Here is a 24,914-nt window from a genome sequence, read left to right as displayed (position 1 = left end):
CACAAGTGCCCAGCGCACGCTGTCCTCTGCCGTCGCCAGCGTGATCGCTCGCGACGGCAGGAACCAGATCGGCGGGCTCGCCGACCATACGCGGCAAGGGTGCCGACCGCACCAGCCGAGAAACCTGAGAGGTCTAGACAACAAACAAGGCCCTGGTCTCCGACCAGGGCCCTCATCATGGAGCGGGTGACGAGAATCGAACTCGCGCTCTGAGCTTGGGAATCACCGGTGCCTACTCAGTGGGCAGGTCGCTGACCTGCTTGTTTGTGCTCGTAGGTAGGGATTGCGCGGGCTCTGGTGGCCGTGCTTGACCGCTGTTGTCCGCTCCGAAGGGCACGGATGGGGCACGGTCGCTGGGGCCGATAGAGTGCTGACCCGCCACCCGCGTTGTTCCAGGCCGGTTCGTACAGTAGTAGCGCTGTCCTCCATGCGATCGGGGTTCTCGGTCGCGACGTCGAGGCCCTGGCTGAGCCGGTCGACCAGGCCGTGCGCCTGGACCGCATAGCCGCCGGTAAGGGCCGGAGGATACGCACCGCCCACGACGAGCACGTCTGCGAGCAGGCGACGGTGCAGGTCTGTGAGGTTCACGCAGCGGCCTGGGCGCTGTGGGCCAGTTCGCCGAAGGAGCGTTCCCAGACTTCACGACCATCACGGCTGATCAGTGTGCGCAGTGTGGGCCACAGGTTGATGAGGAGTCCGCGATTGAGGTACCGGACCAGGTCGTCGTGCCGGCCCTCGGCCAGGACGATGCGGTAATAGCTCATCCGCAGCCGCGGCTGGTCGAGGTCGAACGTGGTCAGCCCCGATCACGCAAGGTGGAGCGGCAGGCTCACTGTGCCGTGCTCGGGACCGGCAAGCTCGGAGAGTGTTGCGGGCACGCGCCGGGCGAACTTGGCGCGGCGGAGATAGGAAAGGCTGGGCTGTGATGCCATGCGTCGACTATCCAGGAAAAGGCCCCACGGGCACTCGGCCAGCCGGTGGCACGGCACTGCAACGAAGAAGCCCCCGGCCGCTGGCCTGGGGCTTTTCATGGAGCGGGTGACGAGAATCGAACTCGCGCTCTGAGCTTGGGAATCACCCGGTACTTGATGGCCCGCAGGGCTCCTGACCTGTGAGAACGCCCACTGAAGGTGCTGTTCTGGCCGTATCGGCCGATCCCTTGTTGACCGCTGTTCACCGCCGATACCGGCACGTTGTGGCACGCGGTGCTGCCAGGGGGACGGAGTAGGCGAAGCCCCTGCCCAGTACCGCCGTTTCCCGGCCGGCACCCCGCGCGCATACATCCAAACCCCGCACGAGCGTGAGCGAGCCCCGGACCGAGTCGGTCCGGGGCCGCCATAGCCTGCGGCCAGACCCAGGGGATCCTGGTTCCGCCGGTGGAGTGGGTGAGGTCAGGCCGGGTTGATGTTCTCCGCCTGGGGGCCCTTCTGGCCCTGGGTGACGTCGAACGTCACGACCTGACCCTCCTGGAGCTCACGGAAGCCCGAGGAGTTGATCGCCGAGTAGTGGGCGAAGACGTCCGGGCCGCCACCGTCCTGAGCGATGAAGCCGAAGCCCTTCTCCGCGTTGAACCACTTCACAGTTCCCGTAGCCATGTCTCATGCCTTCCAGTCGATTCACGACTTCCGCTGCATGCGGAAGACGGAGGTGATCGTCCTGGTTCCTGCGGCACAGCACAGCAGAACGCCCACACCGAAGGGGTGGGCAGAGGGAACTTCCGAACCACGACAACTCACCGGGACGGTACACGGCCGCACACTCCGTCACCAGAGGAATCGCCTGCATCTGTGCGCGGTGCCCGCCGGTGTCCGGGGATGTCCGGCGGGCGCGCACCGCCTCAGTCCTCGGTCGGCGGCTCTGCCGATTCGGCGGCGCGGCGGTACTCGGCGTTGATGCGCTGCGCCTCTTCCAGCTGGTCTTCCAGAACGACGATGCGACAGGCGGCCTCGATGGACGTGCCCTGGTCGACCAGTTCGCGGGCGCGGGCGGCGATGCGCAGTTGGTAGCGGGAGTAGCGGCGGTGGCCGCCCTCCGAGCGCAGGGGGGTGATCAGGCGGGCTTCGCCGATGGCGCGGAGGAAGCCCTGGGTGGTGCCGAGCATCTCGGCGGCCCGGCCCATCGTGTAGGCGGGGTAGTCGTCGTCGTCAAGCCGGCCGTACGAGTCGTCTGCTGTCACTTGCACCTCTCTTGTGGAACGCATGGAGGGGCCCTGGTGCCGTACGGCACCAGGGCCCTGAAGGAACTACTACACCACCTGCCGGCCCTGATACTGCACCGGCATTCTGTGTCCGCAGACCCGACCTGGCTGCTGTCGGGAGTGCGGGGATCGCGGTTGCTTGACCGGAGACCACCTCACTATCGATGTCCTGCGGTACCCGGGCTCAATGCTCCGGCCCGGGCGATCCTGATGGCGCGGGCTCCTCCGTTCTTCCCTCGGTGATCAACTACCTACCATGGGGCACTGCGTACTGCTGGTACTGCACTACTGCGTACTGCTGGTGATGCGAACTGCTCAGCGGCCTGTGACAGCGCCGCTCTCCGGCAGCCAGCCCCGTTGCCCTTCCTGCGTCTGCTCTGGCTTGGAACCCCACTGCCGAACTTCCCGGTGCGCGCGTCCGCAGCCGACGCCTTCACCGAGGTACCGCTCAGTCACTTCACTGCTGGGTACTGCGAACTGCACTCACGGGTACCGCAACTTCCATGACAGCGGTCCCGCTTTGGCGGCCCCTCACTGCGGGCCACCCGGTCCGGCCGTCAGTCCCGTCGCCGTCCTGCAACAACCCTGGCTTCGAAACTCCACTGCCGCACCGTCCTGCAACTACATGTACTGCCGACAGTTCATCTCTGCCAGGCCCTGCTGTCTCTCTGGGGTACGAGAGAAACCATAACCACGCCACCACTCAATGTCTACTCCGGCCAATAGAGATTTTCGCGTGTCCCGTGAGGAGGTAATTGACCTCGCCGGAGGCTCCGGCTGGCCCGTGGTCAACCGGCTCGCCAGAGCGACCGCGGTCATCCGCCGGGTCTCCGAGGGAAAGACAGCGACTGTCCGTCTTGCTCGGCAGCACGACCGGTCGAGGGGACGGGACGACTCGTGAATAGGATCGGCTCTCATGTCGAAGCCTGACGAGCTGCTCGTTGACGTCGCCACGTTGGTGGAGTCCGGGCACAGCAATCAGATGTCCCTGACCGTGGTCACCGGTGGTGCTGTCATCACCGGCCGGCTGGCGCCCGAAGCCGTGTGGAGGCAACGGGTGTCGGAGGTCCTGACGGACTCGTCCCATCTGGGCGAGTTCTCCGCCATGTTCACCGCTACGACGCGAGGGGAGGGGCCGCCCGCGTATCTGCACTTCCATATGGCGCGGATCCTTCAGGGCACGGTGGGGATCCCGGAGACGGGTGGGATGTACCGCGTCTCGATCGCGGATGTCAGCGCCTGGACCATGGGCGACTTCAGCTACTCCGATCACTGACGTCGCGCCACGCAGAGAAACCCACCGGTACGCGGGAGGGCCCGACCGGCGTGTGCCGGTCGGGCCCTCTTGGCTGTTCGGTTGTCAGCTCGCGCTTCCCATCAGCCAAACGGTCAGACAGTCAGACGGCCACCGGGACGCCGAGCATCGCGGAGGCGTGCTGGAGCGGGCTGAGGGCGCGGGTGGGGGCGGCGGTCCGGGGGAGGCGGCGGCAGGTGAAGCCGAGCTTGGTCATGGCCCGGAGGACTTCGTCGGCGCTGAAGTCGCGGCGATCCTGGCGGGTGATGACCTCGCCGACCTGCTTGACAGGGTAGGCGCGGCGGCCGATGGTCACGGACTCGCCGACGACCTCCTCGGGCTTGATGCCCTTCATGGAGTCCAGGACGCCGCTCCTGGTGAGTTCGAACGGGAAGCGGGCGATAACACAGCGCACGATGCCTCACAGGGATCACAGAGATGAGGAAGGAGATTGTTCCGCCGTGGTGAGACGGTTCAGAGGGCCAGGGCGAGGACGCCCGACGCGCTGTCCTGTTCGTCCACGGCGGACGGAGCAGCGGGCCGGCGGTGGGGCGTGGCGTGCTCGGCCGTCATGGTGGCGGGCGAGGTGTGCGGCCCGCGGTCGCCGAGGATGTCGCGCAGCTGGAGCCGGTCCGAGTAGGTGGGGCCGTCGCGGACGACGGTGAGCTGGGCCCGGGTCATCAGTCCGGTGCACAGACCGTCGTTGTCGCAGACCCTCAGGTGTCCGGTCCTGGCACTGGCCATGACGGACAGGGCCACCTCGACGGTCATGTCGTCGCAGACCTGTGGCGCGGCCGTGTCCATGGCGTCGAGCGCCGTCCGGGGCACGGGGCCGGCGGTCGCCGGGTGGGGCTGTATCCGGACCAGTGTCACAACGTGCCTCCTGCAGAGATGGGTCAGCTTCCGGATCACGCGGTGCTCAGGCCGCCGCGTCGAAGGCGGGCTGTCGCCCGCTCACGCGCCGGGCAGCCGCGGCCGGGCTGCGTCGAGCGCGGGAGGCCGTGCCGCGCTTGCGCCGCTCGGGTGCCGGCGCGGTGATCGTCACGGGGATGCCGGAGGGGGTCCGGGCGCCGGTGATCCGGCGGAGCGCTTCCTCGCCGGAGCGGACCTGGGTGGTCCGGGGCACGATGCCCGCGGCCGCCATGAGGCGCGTCATGTCGCGGCGCTGGTTGTTGGTGACCAGGGTGACGACACTGCCGGACTCGCCGGCCCGCGCGGTACGGCCGCCGCGGTGGAGGTAGTCCTTGTGGTCGGTCGGCGGGTCCACGTTCACGACGAGGTCGAGGTGGTCGACGTGAATGCCGCGCGCCGCGACGTTCGTCGCGACCAGGACGGTGACGTGTCCTGTCTTGAACTGGGCGAGGGTGCGGGTGCGCTGCGGCTGTGACTTGCCGCCGTGCAGGGCGGCAGCCCGGACACCGCTGGCGAGGAGGTCCTGGGTGAGGCGGTCCACGGCGTGCTTGGTGTCCAGGAACATGATCACCCGGCCGTCGCGCGCCGCGATCTCCGTCGTCAGCCGGTGCTTGTCGGCACCGTGCACGTGCAGCACGTGATGTTCCATCGTGGTGACCGTGCCCTGGGAGGGGTCCACGGAGTGGACGACGGGGTCGGTGAGGTAGCGACGGACCAAGAGGTCGACGTTACGGTCCAGGGTCGCGGAGAACAGCATGCGCTGGCCCTCGGGGCGGACCTGGTCCAGGAGAGCGGTGACCTGCGGCATGAAGCCCATGTCGGCCATCTGGTCGGCCTCGTCCAGGACGGTGATGGCGACCTGGTTCAGCCGGCAGTCGCCGCGGTCGATGAGGTCCTTGAGGCGACCGGGGGTGGCGACGACGACTTCGGTGCCGCCCCGCAGCGCATTCGCCTGCCGACCGATCGGCATCCCGCCGACGACGGTGGCCAGGCGCAGCTTCACGGCTCGGGCGTAAGGGGTGAGGGCATCGGTGACCTGCTGAGCGAGTTCCCGGGTGGGAACCAGGACCAGGGCCAGCGGCTGACGGGGCTCGGCGCGCTGCCCGGCGGTGCGGGCCAGCAGGGCCAGGCCGAAGGCGAGAGTCTTGCCGGAGCCGGTCCGGCCGCGGCCCAGGACGTCACGGCCCGCCAGAGAGTTCGGCAGCGTCGCACCCTGGATCGGAAACGGCGTGGCCACGCCTTGCGCGGTGAGCGCGGCCAGCAGGCTCGTCGGCATGTCGAGGTCGCTGAACACCTCGACTGCGGGCAGCGCCGGAGTGATCGTCTCGGGCAGGGCGAACTCTCCCTGCATCGCGGCGGGCCGCCGGCCACCCGAACGGTTCGGACCTGCCGAACGGCTCGGGCCGGACGAAGCGGAGCGACTGCCCCGAACCGAACCGGCAGCGGAGTCGTACCCGTGGCCGCCGTTGCGGCGGGCACGGGAGGAACGGCTGTTCGTGCGTGTGGGGTTCATACAGAACCTTCCTTGATACGGCACGTATCAAGGAATTCCGCAGCGAAATAGCAGCACGGGGAATCACAGGCACGGACCGACTGGAATGCGAACGCGGCCCACGGGAAATCCGTGTCGACGTAAGCAAAAATGGAGGATGGCGTGCGAAAAAGAATCCGGTGCATCGCCGGGCGCGACTCCGAGGAGGCTGCGTCCCTCAATAGTGTGTTCCCGTAGATGAAACCGCTACGGAAATGCGTGCAGCTGGGGCCCGCACCCCGAGGGATGCGGGCCCCAGCTACGAAATGCGCGCCGGTGTCAGGCGGAAACGATGTTCTCGGCCGTCGGGCCCTTCTGGCCCTGCGCGATGTCGAAGCTGACCTTCTGGCCTTCCTGCAGTTCGCGGAAGCCCTGGGCGGCGATGTTCGAGAAGTGGGCGAACACGTCCGGGCCGCCACCGTCCTGCTCGATGAAGCCGAAACCCTTTTCCGCGTTGAACCACTTCACGGTGCCATTAGCCATGTCATATCTCCTTTGGGCAGTACACCGGAATCCGTACTGTACGGAAACCGTGTCGCCGCGATGATGCCCCGCCCGGAAAATGACCGGAAATACAAAGCGCTTCCCTGCGGCATCGAGGCCGACCGGAGGCGCTTGAAGTTTTTTTGGGTACCAAAACTGCAACCGAGTCCGACAGTAGCACGACGTGGGGGCTTGTGTGCGTCAAATATTTCCCCGTGCGTGCTGCGGCAGAAACTCTCCCAGTAAGGGCTGTTAAATTCTGAGGTCGCCGGCACAGGTATTCATTTACCTCGAGTGCAGCGTTTTTCGAAAGCGAGGAGGCCAATCGGCTGCGACGTCTGCAGTCCATCGGGACCTGCGTCTGCGGGCCGGGGCCCCCGGGGCGCCCTCCCGACAGCTCGCAGGAGACCCTGTGGCCGCGAGCCCGCCGACCTCGTCCGGTCAACCATCCTTCTGGGAAGGCGAGTTGTCGTAGCAAGCACAGTGGGCAAGTGCCGTGGCCGCCCCCGGACGGCGGGCCGTGGGTGATCTGGCTCGACTTCTGTGACGTAGGCACGCCGAGTGACGCATGCCCTCCTGGGACGCGTCCACAGCGTCGACAAGCAAAAGGGGCGTCCGGAGGTCCAACGGTTCCGGCGGTGACGGCTGCCTTGGTCCATCGGGCCGAGGGAGGCTTGGCGAACGGCGGATGGGCTGCGGGGGCTTCGGCTCCGTGGCGGAGGTGGCTGTCGGCTCAATCGAGGGTGGCGAGATGATCGGCGTCGTCGCCGCGCCACTCGATGAGAAAGATGGCCGCGTCGTCGCTGGTGACACCGCCTCGTTCCTGTTCCAGGGCGTGGGAGAGCGCGCGCACCACCGGCCGACCGCACCGCCGTGTGGTCACGGACGGCTCGGTTAGTCCACTCGATGAGTTGCTCTTCACCGAACAGATCATCTGCGCGGTGACAAAGTGGTCGTTGCCGAACTGCTCATTGATGGCCCTGTCCATGAATGCACACACCTGGGACAGGCCGGTGTCGGCCCGCTTCGTGTGGCGGTAGGTCTTGGTAGCCTCCGTCGCCATGGCCGCCGCGTACAGGCGAGCGCGCGGAGGGCACGGAGAGGCTGAAGATGCCTAGAGATAACAAAGAAGCCCCTGGGTGCTGGCCTGGGGCTTTTTCATGGAGCGGGTGACGAGAATCGAACTCGCGCTCTGAGCTTGGGAAGCTCATGTTCTACCATTAAACTACACCCGCGAAGCGTTCCGCTCGCGCGGCGCTACCGTCCCATACTGTACCCCATGCCAGGTCCCCGGCGTTTGAGCCGTGGGGCCTTTTCGTTGTTGGTGGAGGGTGGATGTGGGTGCCGTGGGCGGGAGTTGGGGGCGTAGCGTGGGTGGTCGGAGTGCCGTGTGGAGTGGCGTCCTGTTCATCCCCTAATGTGGCTTTCTCGTCCAAGGCTTGTTGGGGAAGGGACTTGATGGACTCCATGGAGCGCACCGTCGTCCGCTGTGCCGAAGGGCACGTTTTCGCTACCGCTTCGTTCCCGATGCAGCAGCTCGGGGCCGGGCGGATCGGTCCCGGGCGGCTTATTCGCTGTCCTCGTTGTGCGCGGTTGCGGCATGCCGTGCCCGTGGTGTCCGAGCGGCGGTAGTGGCGGCGGCAGGCGCGCGGGTGGCCCGGATTGGGGTGGGCCCGCGCGTTCTGCGTATCCTCGGGGCGTGCTTCTCTCAGATAAGGACATCCGGGCCGAGATCGACGCCGGACGTGTGCGCATTGATCCGTTCGACGCGTCGATGGTGCAGCCCTCGAGCATCGATGTGCGGCTCGACCGCTACTTCCGGGTGTTCGAGAACCACCGCTATCCACATATTGATCCGGCCGTCGAGCAGGCAGATCTGACTCGCATGGTCGAGCCGGACGGGGATGAGGCGTTCATCCTGCACCCCGGTGAGTTCGTGCTCGCTTCGACGTACGAGGTCGTCTCGCTGCCCGACGATCTTGCGTCGCGGCTGGAGGGCAAGAGTTCGCTGGGGCGGCTCGGGCTTGTGACGCATTCGACCGCCGGGTTCATCGACCCCGGTTTCTCCGGGCACGTGACGCTGGAGCTGTCGAATCTCGCGACGCTGCCGATAAAGCTGTGGCCGGGGATGAAGATCGGGCAGCTGTGCATGTTCCGGCTGAGTTCGCCCTCGGAGTTCCCGTACGGCTCCGAGCGGTACGGTTCGCGGTATCAGGGCCAGCGCGGGCCGACCGCGTCGCGTTCATTCATGAATTTCCATCGGACCCAGGTGTGATGCCCATGAGCGGTGACGTGGATGTGGACGCGGGCGTGGACGATGTGCGGGAGAACCTGACTTACGAGGGTTTCGGGCATGCCGTGCGTGAGCTGGCGCAGGCCGTGGCGGACGACGGGTTCGAGCCGGATGTCGTGCTCAGCATCGCGCGGGGCGGGGTGTTCGTGGCCGGCGGGCTCGCTTACGCGCTGGACTGCAAGAACATTCATCTGGTGAACGTGGAGTTCTATACCGGGGTGGGCACCACCCTGGAAATGCCGGTCATGCTGGCGCCCGTTCCGAATGTCATCGACTTCTCGGACAAGAAGGTCCTGATCGCCGACGACGTCGCCGATACCGGGAAGACGCTGAAGCTGGTGCGTGATTTCTGTATCGATCATGTCGCCGAGGTGCGCAGCGCGGTGATCTACGAGAAGTCGCATTCGCTCGTGAAGTGCGAATACGTGTGGAAGAAGACCGACCGCTGGATCAACTTCCCGTGGAGTGTGGAGAAGCCCGTCGTACGGCGCAGTGGGCAGGTTCTCGACGCCTGAGCAGGACATCGAAAACCCCCGGCACACGGAAACGTGCCGGGGGTTTTCGGTGTTCGTGGGCGGTCGTGCGTCAGATCGTGCCCAGTTTGATGATCGACAGCAGTGCGATCAGCTGGATCGCGGACGCGCCCAGTGCCTTCGGCCACGGCAGGTCGTGCGATTTGCTCACCATCGAGGTGAAGAGCGCGGCCGAGGCCAGCCAGGTGACCCAGCCGAGAATTTGGACCAGGGAGTTCTCGCCGCCGAGGAAGATCGCGAATATCAGGCGGGGCGCGTCCGTGATCGACATGATCATCATGGACAGGCCCACCGTCGGCTGCCACGCGCCGTCGCCGCCCAGCTGGCGGGCGAGCGTGTGCGTGACCGCGCCCAGGACCAGGCCGCCGATGACGAAGCCGAGGCCCGTGATGACGACGTAGGGCACCGCTGTGGAGATCGTCGCGTTGATCGCGTCTTCCCGGGCCTGGTCGAAGCCGAAGAGCGCGAGCAGGCCGTACAGGAACGTGACGATGAGCGCCGGACCCCAGACGGGGTAGTCGCGCATCTGCCAGAACGTCGGTCCGGGGCGGAGCACGATGCCGGTGAGCAGTTCCTTCCACCGCAGCCGGGGGCCCGTGGGCTGGGCGGGGGCCTGGCCGGCGCGGTAGGTGTCGCCGGGGCCGTACGGGTCCTCGCCGATGCTGAACGCCTGGGTGTGGCCGGGGGAGTTGGCGTACGGGTCGCCCTGGTGCGGGGGGCCGTGGGGGTGCTGGGGCTGGTTGTACGGGTCGCCGAAGTACTCCGGTTCGCCGTGGCCGCCGCCGCCCTGGCCGCCGCCGTTGTAGCCACCGTTGCCGTTGCCGTAGCCGCCGTTGTTGTACGGGGGTGGGGCGGCGTTGCCTCCTGCCGGCGGCCAGGGCTGCTGCCCGTACGGCGGTGGTGCCTGTGTGCCGTACGGCTGCTGCCGCGGTTGCTGTTGCGCTTGCTGCGGGGTGCGGTTGTCCCGGCCGCGTCCGATCCTGAATCCAGCCACGTCATCGAACGTACCTGGTCCGGGCCGGTGCGGTCAGGGGGCCGGGGGAACCTGTCCGCCTTTGCCGCCGAGCTGTGACATCCCTTAGGGGAACCCTGGGGGGACAGCCCCAGGTGCGGGAACGCGGAAGCGGCCGGTCCAGCCCCCGAGGCAGGTCCGGCCGCTTCCGTCGTGCGGCTGAGCGGGTTACTTCACCGGCTCCGGTTCCGGCTCGTCCGCCGTCTCCGTCTCCCCGGCCGGGTCGGCCGGGGTCTTCACCGAGTCCAGCAGCAGCTGCGAGACATCGACCACCTGGACCGACTCCTTCGCCTTGCCGTCGTTCTTCTTGCCGTTGACCGAGTCGGTCAGCATGACGAGGCAGAACGGGCAGGCGGTGGAGACGATGTCGGGGTTCAGCGACAGAGCCTCGTCGACGCGCTCGTTGTTGATGCGCTTGCCGATCCGCTCCTCCATCCACATCCGGGCACCACCGGCACCGCAGCAGAAGCCGCGCTCCTTGTGGCGGTGCATCTCCTCGTTCCGGAGGCCCGGGACCTTCGCGATGATCTCGCGCGGCGGGGTGTAGATCTTGTTGTGACGGCCCAGGTAGCACGGGTCGTGGTACGTGATCAGGCCCTCGACCGGGGTCACCGGGATCAGCTTGCCCTCGTCGATGAGGTGCTGGAGCAGCTGGGTGTGGTGGATGACCTCGTACTCGCCGCCCAGCTGCGGGTACTCGTTGGCGATGGTGTTGAAGCAGTGCGGGCAGGTCGCGACGATCTTCTTCGACGACTTCGGCTTCTTCGTCGTCTCGTCCACGCCCCCGTCCTCGTCGAGGGACTCGCCGAACGCCATGTTCAGCATCGCGACGTTCTCCTGGCCGAGCTGCTGGAACAGCGGCTCGTTGCCCAGCCGGCGGGCGGAGTCACCGGTGCACTTCTCGTCGCCGCCCATGATCGCGAACTTGACGCCCGCGATGTGGAGCAGTTCGGCGAAGGCCTTGGTGGTCTTCTTCGCCCGGTCCTCCAGGGCGCCCGCGCAGCCGACCCAGTACAGGTAGTCGATCTCGGTGAGGTCCTCGACGTCCTTGCCGACGATCGGGACCTCGAAGTCGACCTCCTTGGTCCACTCGACGCGCTGCTTCTTGGCGAGCCCCCAGGGGTTGCCCTTCTTCTCCAGGTTCTTGAGCATCGTGCCCGCCTCGGACGGGAACGCGGACTCGATCATCACCTGGTAGCGGCGCATGTCGACGATGTGGTCGATGTGCTCGATGTCGACCGGGCACTGCTCCACGCACGCACCGCAGGTGGTGCAGGACCACAGCACGTCCGGGTCGATGACGCCGTTCTCCTCGACCGTGCCGATCAGCGGGCGCTCGGCCTCCGCCAGAGCCGCGGCCGGGACGTCCTTGAGCTGCTCCTCGGACGCCTTCTCGTTGCCCTCCATGTCCTTGCCGCCGCCGGCCAGCAGGTACGGGGCCTTGGCGTGCGCGTGGTCGCGCAGGGACATGATCAGGAGCTTGGGGGAGAGCGGCTTGCCGGTGTTCCAGGCGGGGCACTGCGACTGGCAGCGGCCGCACTCGGTGCAGGTGGAGAAGTCGAGCAGGCCCTTCCAGGAGAAGTGCTCGATCTGCGAGACGCCGTAGACGTCGTCCTCGCCCGGGTCCTCGAAGTCGATCTCCTTACCGCCGGAGGTCATCGGCAGCAGCTCACCGAGTGAGGTCTCACCCTTGGCGTTGCGCTTGAACCAGATGTTCGGGAAGGCCAGGAAGCGGTGCCACGCGACACCCATGTCCTGCTTCAGGGCGACCGTGATCATCCAGATGAAGGAGGTAGCGATCTTCAGGCCGGCGAAGAAGTAGGTGAGGTTCTGGAGGGTGGAGACGTCCATGCCCTCCAGCCAGTTGACGACCGGGTACGAGATGAAGAAGGAGGACTCGTAGCCGTCGACGTGGTGCTGGGCGCCTTCGAGGGCGTGCAGCATGAAGATGCAGACGCCGACGATGAGGATGACGGCCTCGACGAAGTACGCCTGGCCGAAGTTGGACCCGGCGAAGCGGGACTTGCGGCCCGGCTTGCGCGGATGGGCCAGTTGGCGGATCACGATCAGGGTCAGGATGCCGAGCACGGTCATCGTGCCGATGAACTCGACGAAGACGTTGTACGGCGCCCAGTCGCCGATGATCGGCAGGATCCAGTCGGCCTTGAAGAGCTGGCCGATGGCGTTGACGATCGTCAGCAGCAGCGAGAAGAAGCCCACCGCCACGAACCAGTGCGCGACACCGACGATGCCCCAGCGGTTCATCCGGGTGTGGCCGAGGAACTCCCTGGCCACGGTGACGGTGCGCTGTGCGGGCTCGTCCGTGCGGGTGCCTGCGGGCACGTTCTGGCCGAGCCGCATGAAGTTGTAGATCTGCAGGAGGGCGCGGAGGAACAAGGCCACGCCGACCACGATCAGAACCAGCGACACGATGATCGCGGCGAGTTGCATTTGGGGGCTCCTCGAGCCTGCGAGGGTGGGGTCCAGTGTCAATGAGCGAGTACTGGCGATTATCTGTGATTACTAAGCAGTAACTTAATCAGTCTGTGCTGACACTATCCACTTCTTCCGCCGTGCTGTAGCCGGACAGGCGGTGATCTGTGTCGCTCAGGCGTGCCTTGCCGTGCCTGGCGAGCCCACGGACCGCCCCGCGCAGCGAGGCGTGCGCGGCGCTCGCCAGGATGGCCAGGTCCAGTCCCACCCCGTGGTGCTCGGCGTAGTGCTGGTCCAGCAGGGCCGGCTCGTCCCACGGCATACCGGAGCGGGAGCGCACCTGTGCCAGGCCGATGAGGCCCGGTTTCAGTTCTTGCCGCCAGTGTCTCGCGGCGGGGGAGGCGCCGGAGTCCGGAGTGCAGGTTCCGCCCTCGATGCGGGGCCCGTCCTCCCCGTCCGGCGCCAGGGGTTCCGGGCCGACCAGGGAGAGGTCTCCCCGGACGACGTACGGCAGCCTGGAGAGCAAGTCGAGCCGGAGTCGCCGGGTGTGCAGGGAGCGCAGCACGAAGACGTGACCGTTCAGGCCGACCCGGGGTGAGCGGGTCAGTACGCCGCCGGGGGGCCGCCGCGCCGCCAGAGCGAGGGCGCCCCCGGCGAGCAGGGGGGCGGCCAGCGCCAGGAGGGCCGAGCCGAGGGTCAGATCCAGTACGCGCTTGGTCGACGGCGGGTCCCACTGCCGCACTCGTACCCGCGTCCGTGCGCGCATCCGTGCCCGTACCGCGGACAGGGTCGGCGGCCTGCTCCGCGTCCTCTGTTTCTGCATCCTCTGCGTCTGCATCGTTCGCACCTGCCTGGGTTCGCGGCGGTTCGATTGCCGTTTTTTCCTGACTCACGGCATTTTGTGACAGAACGATCCCATGAGGCCATGATGGGGGCGGGCTGTGGCGCCCGGGGGCGGAGCGGTGTCGCGTGTGCTTCGGATCCCGTGCGGCTCATGGGTGGGGCTGCGCGTCGGGGTGCGAGGCCGGGATCCGGGGTCGGCGCGAGGTCTGTGCACGATAGTTGAGTGTGCTCGACTCAAGTCTGTTGACAGTGGGACGGGTGTCGTGCATCCTTGAGCCAGATCCACTCAAGTAGTCAAGCTGGAGGAATTGAAATGGCACGTGCGGTCGGCATCGACCTGGGCACGACTAACTCCGTCGTCAGCGTTCTCGAAGGCGGCGAGCCCACCGTCATCACCAACGCAGAGGGCGCCAGGACCACGCCGTCCGTCGTCGCCTTCGCGAAGAACGGCGAGGTGCTGGTCGGCGAGGTCGCCAAGCGCCAGGCAGTGACCAACGTCGACAGGACCATCCGCTCCGTCAAGCGCCACATGGGCACTGACTGGAAGATCGACCTGGACGGCAAGAGCTTCAACCCGCAGCAGATGAGCGCCTTCATCCTGCAGAAGCTGAAGCGCGACGCCGAGTCGTACCTGGGCGAGAAGGTGACCGACGCGGTCATCACCGTCCCCGCGTACTTCAACGACTCCGAGCGTCAGGCGACGAAGGAGGCCGGCGAGATCGCGGGCCTGAACGTCCTGCGTATCGTCAACGAGCCGACCGCCGCCGCGCTGGCGTACGGGCTCGACAAGGACGACCAGACGATCCTCGTCTTCGACCTCGGTGGCGGCACCTTCGACGTATCGCTCCTGGAGATCGGCGACGGCGTCGTCGAGGTGAAGGCCACCAACGGTGACAACCACCTCGGTGGTGACGACTGGGACCAGCGCGTCGTCGACTACCTGGTGAAGCAGTTCGCCAACGGGCACGGCGTGGACCTGTCCAAGGACAAGATGGCTCTCCAGCGTCTCCGCGAGGCCGCGGAGAAGGCGAAGATCGAGCTCTCGTCCTCGACCGAGACCACGATCAACCTGCCCTACATCACGGCGTCCGCCGAGGGCCCGCTGCACCTGGACGAGAAGCTCACGCGCTCGCAGTTCCAGCAGCTCACGGCCGACCTCCTGGACCGCTGCAAGAACCCGTTCCACAACGTCATCAAGGATGCGGGCATCCAGCTCTCCGAGATCGACCACGTCGTTCTCGTCGGCGGCTCCACCCGTATGCCGGCCGTCGCCGAGCTCGTCAAGGAGCTGACCGGTGGCCAGGAGGCCAACAAGGGTGTGAACCCGGACGAGGTCGTCGCCATCGGCGCCTCGCTCCAGGCCGGTGTCCTCAAGGGCGAGGTCAAGGACGTCCTGCTGCTCGACGTCACCCCGCTGTCCCTCGGTATCGAGACCAAGGGCGGCATCATGACGAAGCTCATCGAGCGCAACACCACGATCCCGACCAAGCGCTCCGAGATCTTCACGACGGCCGAGGACAACCAGCCGTCCGTGCAGATCCAGGTCTACCAGGGCGAGCGCGAGATCGCGGCGTACAACAAGAAGCTCGGAATGTTCGAGCTGACCGGCCTGCCGCCGGCCCCGCGTGGCGTCCCGCAGATCGAGGTCGCGTTCGACATCGACGCGAACGGCATCATGCACGTCGCCGCCAAGGACCTCGGCACCGGCAAGGAGCAGAAGATGACCGTCACCGGCGGCTCCTCGCTGCCGAAGGACGAGGTCAACCGGATGCGTGAGGAGGCCGAGCAGTACGCGGAGGAGGACCACCGCCGCCGCGAGGCCGCCGAGTCGCGCAACCAGGGCGAGCAGCTCGTCTACCAGACGGAGAAGTTCCTCAAGGACAACGAGGACAAGGTCCCCGCCGACGTGAAGACGGAGGTGGAGACCGCGCTCACCGAGCTGAAGGAGAAGCTCAAGGGCGAGGACACCGCCGAGATCCGTACCGCCACCGAGAAGGTCGCGGCCGTCTCGCAGAAGCTCGGCCAGGCGATGTACGCCAACGCCCAGGCCGACGGCGGCCCGCAGCCGGGTGCCCAGCAGGGCAAGGCCGACGACGATGTCGTCGACGCCGAGATCGTGGACGACGAGAAGGACGCCAAGGGCGGTGCGGTGTGACCGAGGAGACTCCGGGTTTCGAGGAGAAGCCCGACGTCCCCTCCGGCGCCACCCCTGACGGAGCTGAGCCGAAGGACGCCTCTTCCTCTTCGGAGGAGGGGGCGGCCCCGGCCGGGGACGCAGTACAGACAGTCGGCCTGACGGCCCAGCTGGACCAGGTCCGCACCGCGCTCAACGAGCGCACGGGCGACCTCCAGCGGCTCCAGGCCGAGTACCAGAACTACCGCCGCCGCGTCGAGCGGGACCGGGCCACGGTCAAGGAGATCGCCGTCGCGGGCCTCCTGTCCGAGCTCCTGCCCGTGCTCGACGACGTCGGCCGGGCCCGGGATCACGGCGAGCTCGTGGGCGGGTTCAAGTCGGTGGCCGAGTCTCTTGAGACGGTCGTCGCCAAGCTGGGCCTGCAGCAGTTCGGCAAGGAGGGCGAGCCCTTCGACCCGACGATCCACGAAGCCCTGATGCACTCGTACGCGCCGGATGTCACCGAGACGACCTGCGTGGCGATCCTGCAGCCGGGGTATCGGATCGGCGAGCGCACCATCCGCCCCGCGCGGGTGGCGGTGGCCGAACCCCAGCCGGGTGCGACACCGGCCGCAGCCAAGGAAGAGAAGGCAACCGACGAGGAGAGCGGTGGCACCGAGGAGGTCTGACATCCCGTCCGACCACCTCGCGGCCCACCGCCCGGCCATGCGACCGGCCAACGGGCCGGTCGCATGGCCGATCGTCCGGAAGGAGGGACGTCGATGAGCACGAAGGACTTCGTCGAGAAGGACTACTACAAGGTCCTCGGCGTCCCCAAGGACGCCACCGACGCCGAGATCAAGAAGGCGTACCGGAAGCTCGCCCGCGAGTTCCACCCGGACGCCAACAAGGGTGACGACAAGGCGGAGGAGCGCTTCAAGGAGATCTCCGAGGCGAACGACATCCTCGGTGACAGCAAGAAGCGCAAGGAGTACGACGAGGCACGCGCCCTCTTCGGCAACGGCGGCTTCAGGGCCGGCCCCGGAGGCGCGGGAGGCAACTTCAACTTCGACCTGGGCGACCTCTTCGGAGGCACCCAGGGCGGGGGCCAGGGCGGCGGTCCCGGAGGTTTCGGCGGCGGCGGTCTCGGCGACGTCTTCGGCGGCCTGTTCAACCGGGGCGGCGGCGCGGGTACCCGCGTACAGCCGCGCCGCGGCCAGGACATCGAGTCCGAGGTGACGCTCAGCTTCTCCGAGGCGGTCGAAGGGGCCACGGTCCCGCTGCGGATGTCCAGCCAGGCGCCCTGCAAGGCGTGTTCCGGCACCGGTGACAAGAACGGCACCCCCAGGGTCTGCCCGACCTGTCTCGGCACCGGCCAGGTGTCGCGCGGCACCGGCGGCGGCTTCTCGCTCACCGACCCCTGCGTGGACTGCAAGGGCCGGGGCCTCATCGCCCAGGACCCGTGCGATGTCTGCAAGGGCAGCGGACGGGCGAAGTCCTCCAAGACCATGCAGGTCAGGATTCCGGCGGGCGTCTCGGACAGCCAGCGGATCCGGCTGCGCGGCAAGGGCGGTCCGGGCGAGCGCGGTGGACCGGCCGGCGATCTGTACGTCGTGGTCCACGTCGACGCCCACCCGGTCTTCGGCCGCAGGGGCGACAACCTCACGGTCACGGTGCCCGTCGACTTCACGGAGGCGGCGCTCGGCGGCGAGGTGAAGGTGCCCACGCTCGGCGGTCCGCCGGTCACCCTGAAACTGCCCGCCGGCACCCCCAACGGGCGTACGATGCGCGCCCGCGGCAAGGGCGCCGTACGCAAGGACGGCACCCGGGGCGACCTGCTGGTCACCGTCGAGGTGACGGTGCCCAGGGACCTCAGCGACGAGGCCAGGGACGCGCTGGAGGCCTACCGGAAGGCGACCGCGGGCCAGGACCCGCGGGCGGAGCTGTTCCAGGCAGCGAAGGGAGCTTGAGGTGGACGGCCGACGACGCAATCCGTACGAACTGACCGATGAATCCCCGGTGTACGTGATCTCGATCGCGGCCCAGCTCTCGGGCCTGCATCCGCAGACGCTGCGCCAGTACGACCGTCTCGGCCTGGTCTCGCCCGACCGCACGGCCGGGCGCGGCAGGCGCTACTCGGCCCGCGACATCGAGCTGCTGCGTACCGTTCAACAGCTGTCGCAGGACGAGGGCATCAACCTCGCCGGCATCAAGCGCATCATCGAGCTGGAGAACCAGGTCGCCGCGCTCCAGCAGCGCGTCGCCGAGCTCTCGGCGGCGGTGGACGGCGCGGCACAGGCGATGCAGCAGCGCGAGGCCCAGGTCCATGCTTCGTACCGGCGCGATCTGGTGCCGTATCAGGATGTGCAGCAGGCCAGCGCGTTGGTGGTCTGGCGGCCGAAGCGGCCGAAGGGCTGAGTCCGCGCCCGACAGCCGTCCGGCCCTGTACGGAAGGCAGGATCACTGCGGAGATCCTGCCTTCTCGTGCGTCCCGGTCGGTGTGCGTGGGCCACCGTCCGGAGCGACGGGTCCTTATGGGGCCGCATCGGCCACGAGACCGGAGTAGCCCTGCGGGGCGCCGTGACGGCCCGGGGCGGGTGATGCGCCAGTGCCGTGACCGGGCTCCCTCAGCTCTGTTCCTCTTCCAGGATCCCCGACCGTGCTATCAGGTAGCCGAGCTGGGCTCGGCTGTTGCTGCCGAGGGCGGCGGCGAGTTTGGCGACGTGGGCCCGGCAGGTGCGGACGTTCATGCCGAGGCGGCGAGCGATGGAATCGTCCACATGGCCTTCCACGAGGAGCTGAGCGATGGAGCGTTGAACTCCGCTGATGCCCAGGGAGGTCGGTTCGTACTTGACCTCCTCCCGTAGTGGAGCCGCTCTGGTCCAGAGCTGCTCGAACACGTTGGCCAGGTACTGCACGAGCCCGGGATGGTGGAGTTCCAGAGCGACTTGGTCGTCGTCGCTGGCCGGGATGAAGGCGACGGTCCGGTCGAACACGATCAGGCGACCGATGAGCTCTTCGAGCGTGCGTATCTCCACATTTTCGTCGGTCATGCGTTCCGCGTACGCGAGTGTGCTGGGACTGTGGCGCGCGGTGTGCTGGTAGAGGGTGCGGATGCTGACGCCGCGGTGGACCACGGACAGGCCGCGTTCCAGCGACTCGCTGAGACGATCCTCGCTTCGGCCGCCGCCGGGCTGGACGGTGAGTACTTCGGTGCGGCACTCTGCGGTGGCGAGATCGAGGGCCGCGTTGATCCGGTTCCTGCCCTCCAGCACGGTGATGGCGTGGGTGCTGGGCGGCCCCAGAGTGCTGATGTCCATGAACGGCTCGAACGACTCCGTCAGTTCGACCGAGTGCCGGCGCCGTTCCAGGATCTCGCGCTCGATGGGATGCAGATGTTGCGCAAGAGCGGTGGACGGCGGAACGGGCCGGAGCCAGGCCGGGTCGTCCGGATCGGGATGCAGTAGCGCGAACTCCATGAGGCAGGGCGCCGGTTCCACTTCGGCGCGGGCGATGCGTCCCAGTCGCAAAGCGCCGGCGTAAAGGCGTGCTCCCGCGTCGCACAGTTCGGTGATCCCGTGAGAATGTGTCGGCTTTGTGTCCCTTGTGGTCATATCGTCACCCCCCAGGTTCCTGAACATGCAAGAACATGATGCATCTACGCAGTGGTGCTCGCGTGCCCAGGTGAGACATCGTCTTAGGTGCGGGGGAGAAGAATCCACAAGTGAGGACGAAGCCGACTATGTATAAGCGAATGCATCGCTCGGCGCTTGCCGTCTCGTTCGTCGCGGCCCTGGGCATCGGGCTGCTGGGCGGCAGCGACATTGGCTGGAGCGAGGACAGTGTTGCCGGTGGCGACATCGGGTGGGTCGTCCAGGCCGCGGCCAACGGTGACATCGGTTGGGTCTCGCCCCCCAAGTCGTCCGACATCGGCTGGAACTCGCCTGCCGAGCCGTCGGACATCGGCTGGGTCTCGCCTGACGGTACCAGCTCCGCCACGGCCCGCTCGGGCGCATGACCATCCCGCCGGACGACCGGACCTTCCGGCGAGAGATGGCCACGGCCTACCGATCGGGCTGGCATTTCATCGATCTCGTCACTGCCATCCCCCACTGTGGCGACTCGTTGATGGTCACTCTGTTCGGCGACCCCATCGTTGTCGCACGTGAAGAAGACGACGAAGTACGTGCCTACCGTTGCCTCCGCAAGCCGCGTGGAGCCCCGCAGCCCGTTCGCTGTGCGATTCGGTACGACATGATTTTCGTCAACCTCGACCGGCGGGACCACCAGCTGTTCGAGCCAGAGACTATTTCCGCCACCCCCCGCAGTGCCTGAGCGATCCCCCGTCGTTCCATGTCGCTCAGTCACTCCCCCACACAACGGCGCCATCGTGACCTGAACACGATGGCGCCGTTGTGCTTTTCCCGGGTGTGCCCTCTTCTGCCGGGCGCGGTCCGGGTCCGCGTTCCGGCCCTGCCGGGCGCCCGGTCCACCGCGATCCCGATGACGCCCCGGTCCGGGGTGGGTGCCGGCGTGCGCTCGTAGCGTTCCGCGTGGCGGCGTACCGGGTCGGCCACCGCCTCGGGTTCCGTGCGCACCGTCGTGCGCCCCTCCGGCGTCGCCCAGCGGCGCGCCCGTCGATCTGAGGGTGCACACATGGCGTGCGCGCCAGGAGGCGAGGCATTCGGGGCCGGGGTTCGTCATGTCGAGTGCCCTGGGGGAGGCGTAGGCGGCGCGGGCGCGGCGCCGGGCCCCGTCATGGGTCCGGCTGCGGTGGCGAAGGGCCGGTGCGGCCGGTTCACTCGAAGCACCCGAGCGAAGCGGGCGGGGACCATGGACAGCTCCCGACTTAAAGTTGAGTGGAGTAGACTCAATATCGGCTTGAGTGGAATAGGCTCAACTTTATGCACGTTGACTAAGTCAGTGTTGTGGAGAGGGCCAGTCACCGCAAGGAGGAGAAAGCGCACGTGGACGCCGAGCTGACCAACAAGAGCCGGGACGCCATCAACGCGGCCACCAGCAGGGCCGTGAAGGACGGGCACCCCGATCTGACCCCCGGGCATCTGTTGCTCGCGCTGCTTGAGGGTGAAGGACGACAGGCAAGCGCGAACATCATCGATCTGCTCGCCGCCGTCGAGGCCGACCAGATCGTCGTACGCACCGAGACCGAGCGGCTGCTGGGCGCCCAGCCCAGCGTCACCGGGTCCACGGTCGCCCCGCCGCAGCCCAACCGTGAGCTGCTCGCCGTCATCGCCGATGCCGCGCAGCGCGCGAAGGAACTCGGCGACGACTACATCTCCACCGAGCACCTGCTGATCGGCATCGCGGCCGAGGGCGGCCGGGCCGGTGAGATCCTCAGTGGGCAGGGGGCCAGTGCGAAGAGGCTGCTGGACGCGTTCGAGAAGAGCAGGGGAGGGCGCCGGGTGACCACACCCGACCCGGAGGGCCAGTACAAGGCGCTGGAGAAGTTCGGTACGGACTTCACCGCGGCCGCACGCGAGGGCAAGCTCGACCCGGTCATCGGGCGCGACCAGGAGATCCGCCGCGTCGTCCAGGTGCTGTCTCGCCGTACCAAGAACAACCCGGTGCTCATCGGTGAGCCCGGCGTCGGCAAGACGGCGGTCGTCGAGGGGCTCGCCCAGCGCATCGTCAAGGGCGACGTCCCCGAATCCCTGCGGAACAAGCGGCTCGTCTCGCTCGACCTCGGCGCGATGGTCGCGGGCGCCAAGTACCGCGGCGAGTTCGAGGAACGGCTGAAGACCGTCCTCTCCGAGATCAAGGAGAGCGACGGGCAGATCATCACCTTCATCGACGAGCTGCACACCGTCGTCGGCGCGGGCGCCGGCGGCGACTCCGCCATGGACGCGGGCAACATGCTCAAGCCGATGCTGGCCCGCGGCGAGCTCCGCATGGTCGGCGCGACGACGCTCGACGAGTACCGCGAGCGGATCGAGAAGGACGCCGCCCTGGAACGCCGCTTCCAGCAGGTGCTGGTGGCGGAGCCGAGCGTCGAGGACACCATCGCGATCCTGCGTGGCCTCAAGGGCCGCTACGAGGCCCACCACAAGGTCTCCATCGCGGACTCCGCGCTGGTGGCCGCCGCGACCCTGTCCGACCGCTACATCACCTCCCGCTTCCTCCCCGACAAGGCCATCGACCTGGTCGACGAGGCTGCCTCCCGGCTGCGCATGGAGATCGACTCCTCGCCCGTCGAGATCGACGAGCTCCAGCGCGCCGTCGACCGCCTCCACATGGAGGAGCTGGCCCTCAAGAACGAGACCGACCCCGGCTCCAAGCAGCGCCTGGAGAAGCTCCGCCGCGACCTCGCCGACAAGGAGGAGGAGCTGCGCGGCCTCACCGCCCGCTGGGAGAAGGAGAAGCAGGGCCTCAACCGCGTCGGTGAACTGAAGGAGCGCCTCGACGAACTGCACGGCCAGGCCGAACGCGCCCAGCGCGACGGCGACTTCGACACCGCGTCCAAGCTGCTGTACGGGGAGATCCCCGGCCTGGAGCGGGAGCTGGCGGAGGCGACCGAGGCCGAGCAGGAGGCCGCCAAGGACACGATGGTGAAGGAGGAGGTCGGCCCGGACGACATCGCCGACGTCGTCGGCTCCTGGACCGGCATCCCGGCCGGCCGCCTGCTGGAGGGCGAGACCCAGAAGCTGCTCCGCATGGAGGCCGAGATCGGCAAGCGCCTCATCGGGCAGACCGAGGCCGTACGGGCGGTGTCGGACGCGGTACGCCGTACCCGCGCCGGAATCGCCGACCCCGACCGTCCCACGGGCTCGTTCCTCTTCCTCGGCCCGACCGGTGTCGGCAAGACGGAGCTGGCGAAGGCACTCGCCGACTTCCTGTTCGACGACGAGCGGGCCATGGTCCGCATCGACATGAGCGAGTACGGCGAGAAGCACACCGTGGCGCGGCTCGTCGGCGCCCCGCCCGGATACGTCGGCTACGAGGAGGGCGGCCAGCTCACCGAGGCGGTCCGCCGCCGCCCGTACAGCGTGGTGCTGCTTGACGAGGTCGAGAAGGCCCATCCCGAGGTCTTCGACATCCTGCTCCAGGTCCTCGACGACGGCAGGCTCACCGACGGACAGGGCCGGACGGTGGACTTCCGCAACACCATCCTGATCCTGACCTCCAATCTCGGCAGCCAGTTCCTGATGGACCCGCTGACCGAGCCCGAGGTGAAGAAGGAACAGGTCCTGGAGGTCGTACGGGCCTCGTTCAAGCCGGAGTTCCTCAACCGGCTCGACGACCTGGTGGTCTTCTCCGCGCTGTCCGGCGACGAGCTGTCGCACATCGCGAAGCTCCAGATCGACCGGCTCGCGGGGCGTCTGGCCGAGCGCAGGCTCACCCTGGACGTCACGCCCGAGGCCCTGGCCTGGCTGGCCGAGGAGGGCAACGACCCGGCCTACGGGGCACGGCCGCTGCGCCGCCTCATCCAGACGGCCATCGGCGACCGGCTGGCGAAGGAGATCCTCGCGGGCGAGGTCAAGGACGGGGACACCGTCCGGGTGGAGCGGGTCGGGGACGACCTGCTCGTCGGGCCCGCGACCTCGGGCAGGACCTCGTAGACGGCACACGGCCGGTTCGATGCCGGGTCCCCGGCCGGAGGACGACGTGTCCCCGGCCGGGACACATCGTCCTCCGGCCGGCGCCGCCGTGCAAGGGGCGAGGAAGTGCGGTGACTTCGGGGGAAATTCGGGAGAAATGGGGATGCGGTCGCCGTCATCGGTGATCCATTGTTCAACATCGATATTGCGCCAAACGCCTCCTTCCACATCGATGGGTGGCATCTCCTGACCCGGCTCCGCCCCGGGCTGCATCACCCGCCCCTGACAAGGGACTTCTGCTCGGTTCCGGGCAGCGTCCGCCCGGTGGTGCGCGCATAATCAGGACACCTCGGGGCGTCCGTCGAGGCCTGCTCGCAAGCAGGGTTGGGGGCCGAATTCGGTAGTCGGTAGCGTGCCCGCATGAACGAGCGGATGGGCGATGAGATAAATCCGGGGCTCAAAAAGCCCAGATCTGACAATCTCTTTCACCTTGGCGAATTCCGTACCCTTTGGGCTGCCTATGCTCAATCGATCCTGGGTGACCAGCTGGCACGCGTGGCCCTGTCGTTGCTCGTGTTCGAACGCACCGACTCGCCGGGGTGGACCGCGGCGACGTATGCGCTGACCACCTTGCCCGCTCTGCTGTCCGGGGTGCTCCTGTCCGGCCTGGCGGACCGCTTCCCCCGGCGTACGGTCATGATCAGCTGCGACCTGGTGCGGATGGTGCTGGTCGGGCTGATGGCCCTGCCCGGGATGCCCTTGCCGCTGCTCGCCGGGCTGCTGGTGCTGGCGCAGCTGGCCGAGGCACCCTTCGGCGCCGCCCAGGGCGCACTGCTGCCCACCGTGCTCGGCGTGGAGAGGTACGAACGCGGCCAGCGGGTCATGCAGATCACCCACCAGGTCGGACAGCTGGTCGGCTTCGCCGGCGGAGGCCTGCTGGCCGCGTGGCTGGGCAGCAACCTCTCCCTGGGCGTGAACGCGGTGACCTTCCTCCTCTCGGCGATCCTGGTCAGGTTCGGCGTGAAGGCCCGTCCCGCGGCGAGTGCCGACGCCCGCAAGACGCGGCTCGGCGCACAGGTCGGGGGTGCGGCCGCGCTGATCTGGTCGGACCGCAGGCTCCGGTCGCTGCTCGCACTTGGGTGGCTCGCGGGGTTCGTCGTCCTGCCGGAAGGGCTGGCCGCCCCGTTCGCGGACGAGGCCGGCGGTGGCGCCTCCTCGGTGGGGCTCCTGCTCGCCTCGCATCCGGCGGGAATGGTGCTGGGAGCGGCCCTGCTGGGGCGGGCCAAGGTCGGCGACGAGTCGCGGCGCCGCCTGCTCGGGCCGCTGGCGATCGGTGCGAATCTGCCGCTGCTCGCCTACTGGCTCGACCCCGGCGTAGCTGCGGCCATGTTCCTGCTGCTGGTGGCCGGGGTGTGCTCCGCCTACCAGATCACCGCCGGGGCCACCTTCGTGCTCCTGACTCCGGCCGACCGGCGCGGCCAGACGCTGGGGCTCGCAAGGTCGGGGATGACCGCCATCCAGGGGATCGGCGTCGCCGTGGGGGGTGTGGCGACGGAGCTGTCCGGCTCGTCGGCGAACACCATTGGCGCGTCCGGACTCCTCGGGGTGCTGTGTGCGATTCTTGCCGCCGCCGCTTGGGCGCGGGCGCGGGGAGCCGATGCGCAGATGATTCCCCGGAGGGCGTAGACCCCCTGGCGGCGAAACGCGGCTAGGG

The 24,914-nt window shown here is 67.9% G+C and carries 23 protein-coding genes, 1 tRNA gene and 2 pseudogenes; 11 read left to right on the top strand and 15 right to left on the bottom strand.

Annotated features, from left to right (window positions below; all coding sequences use genetic code 11):
- Positions 1-372: 372 nt before the first annotated feature.
- The 4 genes and pseudogenes from ABZY11_RS01720 to ABZY11_RS01705 all read right to left on the bottom strand — a co-directional run.
- Positions 373-588, bottom strand: a pseudogene (locus ABZY11_RS01720) (hypothetical protein); the annotation flags it as partial.
- Positions 585-932 (bottom strand): annotated as a pseudogene (locus ABZY11_RS01715) (transcriptional regulator). The pseudogenes ABZY11_RS01720 and ABZY11_RS01715, both read right to left, overlap by 4 nt.
- Before the next feature lie 459 nt (positions 933-1,391).
- Positions 1,392-1,595 (bottom strand): cold-shock protein, encoded by a 204-nt coding sequence (locus ABZY11_RS01710; protein ID WP_008735947.1) that lies wholly within the window; start codon positions 1,593-1,595, stop codon positions 1,392-1,394.
- A gap of 242 nt (positions 1,596-1,837) precedes the next feature.
- Positions 1,838-2,176, bottom strand: a complete 339-nt coding sequence (locus ABZY11_RS01705; protein ID WP_189543364.1) for a MerR family transcriptional regulator — start codon at positions 2,174-2,176, stop codon at positions 1,838-1,840.
- Positions 2,177-3,113: 937 nt separating this feature from the next.
- Between ABZY11_RS01705 and ABZY11_RS01700 the strand changes: the two genes are divergently transcribed.
- Entirely contained in the window at positions 3,114-3,473 is a 360-nt protein-coding gene (locus ABZY11_RS01700; RefSeq protein ID WP_189543366.1) for a hypothetical protein, read from the top strand.
- Between the two features lie 121 nt (positions 3,474-3,594).
- Here ABZY11_RS01700 and ABZY11_RS01695 read toward each other — a convergent pair whose 3' ends face one another.
- The 6 genes from ABZY11_RS01695 to ABZY11_RS01670 all read right to left on the bottom strand — a co-directional run bounded on the left by ABZY11_RS01695 (position 3,595) and on the right by ABZY11_RS01670 (position 7,652).
- Positions 3,595-3,906 carry an SCO5918 family protein gene (locus ABZY11_RS01695; RefSeq protein WP_189543368.1) on the bottom strand — a complete coding sequence of 104 codons (312 nt, stop codon included), beginning with the start codon at positions 3,904-3,906 and terminating at the stop codon, positions 3,595-3,597.
- A 59-nt stretch (positions 3,907-3,965) separates the two neighbouring features.
- The gene (locus ABZY11_RS01690) at positions 3,966-4,364 is read right to left on the bottom strand and encodes a CBS domain-containing protein (protein ID WP_189543369.1); all 399 of its coding nucleotides are present in this window, start codon (positions 4,362-4,364) and stop codon (positions 3,966-3,968) included.
- Between the two features lie 46 nt (positions 4,365-4,410).
- Positions 4,411-5,916 (bottom strand): DEAD/DEAH box helicase, encoded by a 1,506-nt coding sequence (locus ABZY11_RS01685; RefSeq protein ID WP_356477188.1) that lies wholly within the window; start codon positions 5,914-5,916, stop codon positions 4,411-4,413.
- Positions 5,917-6,213: 297 nt separating this feature from the next.
- On the bottom strand, positions 6,214-6,417 hold the full coding sequence (locus ABZY11_RS01680) for a cold-shock protein (protein WP_015034665.1): 204 nt from the start codon (positions 6,415-6,417) through the stop codon (positions 6,214-6,216).
- A gap of 733 nt (positions 6,418-7,150) precedes the next feature.
- On the bottom strand, positions 7,151-7,480 hold the full coding sequence (locus ABZY11_RS01675) for a hypothetical protein (RefSeq protein WP_356477187.1): 330 nt from the start codon (positions 7,478-7,480) through the stop codon (positions 7,151-7,153).
- Positions 7,481-7,578: 98 nt separating this feature from the next.
- Positions 7,579-7,652: transfer RNA gene (locus tag ABZY11_RS01670), tRNA-Gly, on the bottom strand.
- Positions 7,653-8,116: 464 nt separating this feature from the next.
- On the opposite strand from ABZY11_RS01670, the gene dcd reads away from it, so the two are divergent.
- Together dcd and ABZY11_RS01660 are read left to right on the top strand one after the other, a co-directional pair.
- The gene (dcd, locus tag ABZY11_RS01665) at positions 8,117-8,692 is read left to right on the top strand and encodes a dCTP deaminase (RefSeq protein ID WP_114245347.1); all 576 of its coding nucleotides are present in this window, start codon (positions 8,117-8,119) and stop codon (positions 8,690-8,692) included.
- 35 nt (positions 8,693-8,727) lie between these two features.
- Positions 8,728-9,225, top strand: coding sequence for a phosphoribosyltransferase (locus ABZY11_RS01660; protein ID WP_356477216.1), 498 nt, complete (start codon positions 8,728-8,730; stop codon positions 9,223-9,225).
- 70 nt (positions 9,226-9,295) lie between these two features.
- On the opposite strand, the gene ABZY11_RS01655 is transcribed toward ABZY11_RS01660, so the two are convergent.
- The 3 genes from ABZY11_RS01655 to ABZY11_RS01645 form a co-directional block, all read right to left on the bottom strand.
- Positions 9,296-10,237, bottom strand: coding sequence for a Yip1 family protein (locus tag ABZY11_RS01655; protein WP_356477186.1), 942 nt, complete (start codon positions 10,235-10,237; stop codon positions 9,296-9,298).
- Positions 10,238-10,423: 186 nt separating this feature from the next.
- Positions 10,424-12,706: a (Fe-S)-binding protein gene (locus tag ABZY11_RS01650; protein WP_356477185.1), complete on the bottom strand. Its 2,283-nt coding sequence runs from the start codon at positions 12,704-12,706 to the stop codon at positions 10,424-10,426.
- Between the two features lie 88 nt (positions 12,707-12,794).
- The gene (locus tag ABZY11_RS01645) at positions 12,795-13,454 is read right to left on the bottom strand and encodes a sugar transferase (RefSeq protein ID WP_356477215.1); all 660 of its coding nucleotides are present in this window, start codon (positions 13,452-13,454) and stop codon (positions 12,795-12,797) included.
- Between the two features lie 390 nt (positions 13,455-13,844).
- Here ABZY11_RS01645 and dnaK point away from each other — a divergent pair, with 390 nt between their 5' ends.
- The 4 genes from dnaK to ABZY11_RS01625 all read left to right on the top strand — a co-directional run bounded on the left by dnaK (position 13,845) and on the right by ABZY11_RS01625 (position 18,062).
- Positions 13,845-15,686, top strand: a complete 1,842-nt coding sequence (dnaK, locus tag ABZY11_RS01640) for a molecular chaperone DnaK (RefSeq protein ID WP_356477184.1) — start codon at positions 13,845-13,847, stop codon at positions 15,684-15,686.
- Positions 15,683-16,333 (top strand): nucleotide exchange factor GrpE, encoded by a 651-nt coding sequence (gene grpE / locus ABZY11_RS01635; protein WP_326766428.1) that lies wholly within the window; start codon positions 15,683-15,685, stop codon positions 16,331-16,333. The genes dnaK and grpE overlap by 4 nt, the downstream gene beginning before the upstream one ends.
- Before the next feature lie 93 nt (positions 16,334-16,426).
- On the top strand, positions 16,427-17,614 hold the full coding sequence (gene dnaJ / locus ABZY11_RS01630) for a molecular chaperone DnaJ (protein ID WP_356477183.1): 1,188 nt from the start codon (positions 16,427-16,429) through the stop codon (positions 17,612-17,614).
- A gap of 1 nt (position 17,615) precedes the next feature.
- Positions 17,616-18,062 carry a helix-turn-helix domain-containing protein gene (locus tag ABZY11_RS01625; RefSeq protein ID WP_356477182.1) on the top strand — a complete coding sequence of 149 codons (447 nt, stop codon included), beginning with the start codon at positions 17,616-17,618 and terminating at the stop codon, positions 18,060-18,062.
- A 209-nt stretch (positions 18,063-18,271) separates the two neighbouring features.
- Here ABZY11_RS01625 and ABZY11_RS01620 read toward each other — a convergent pair whose 3' ends face one another.
- Entirely contained in the window at positions 18,272-19,285 is a 1,014-nt protein-coding gene (locus ABZY11_RS01620; protein WP_356477181.1) for a helix-turn-helix transcriptional regulator, read from the bottom strand.
- 101 nt (positions 19,286-19,386) lie between these two features.
- Between ABZY11_RS01620 and ABZY11_RS01615 the strand changes: the two genes are divergently transcribed.
- Together ABZY11_RS01615 and ABZY11_RS01610 are read left to right on the top strand one after the other, a co-directional pair.
- Entirely contained in the window at positions 19,387-19,662 is a 276-nt protein-coding gene (locus ABZY11_RS01615; protein WP_356477180.1) for a hypothetical protein, read from the top strand.
- Positions 19,659-19,979: a (2Fe-2S)-binding protein gene (locus tag ABZY11_RS01610; protein WP_072487853.1), complete on the top strand. Its 321-nt coding sequence runs from the start codon at positions 19,659-19,661 to the stop codon at positions 19,977-19,979. The genes ABZY11_RS01615 and ABZY11_RS01610 overlap by 4 nt, the downstream gene beginning before the upstream one ends.
- 29 nt (positions 19,980-20,008) lie before the next feature.
- On the opposite strand, the gene ABZY11_RS01605 is transcribed toward ABZY11_RS01610, so the two are convergent.
- Complete coding sequence (locus ABZY11_RS01605; protein ID WP_356477179.1) at positions 20,009-20,242, bottom strand: hypothetical protein; 234 nt, start codon at positions 20,240-20,242, stop codon at positions 20,009-20,011.
- A 369-nt stretch (positions 20,243-20,611) separates the two neighbouring features.
- On the opposite strand from ABZY11_RS01605, the gene clpB reads away from it, so the two are divergent.
- Positions 20,612-23,221, top strand: coding sequence for an ATP-dependent chaperone ClpB (gene clpB / locus ABZY11_RS01600; protein ID WP_356477178.1), 2,610 nt, complete (start codon positions 20,612-20,614; stop codon positions 23,219-23,221).
- A gap of 399 nt (positions 23,222-23,620) precedes the next feature.
- Positions 23,621-24,886 (top strand): MFS transporter, encoded by a 1,266-nt coding sequence (locus tag ABZY11_RS01595; RefSeq protein WP_356477177.1) that lies wholly within the window; start codon positions 23,621-23,623, stop codon positions 24,884-24,886.
- Positions 24,887-24,914 lie beyond the last annotated feature (28 nt).

It is taken from the genome of Streptomyces sp. NPDC006510 (assembly GCF_040611955.1).
In the GTDB taxonomy this organism is placed as follows: Bacteria; Actinomycetota; Actinomycetes; order Streptomycetales; family Streptomycetaceae; genus Streptomyces.
This window is presented reverse-complemented; position numbering and strand designations above follow the sequence as displayed.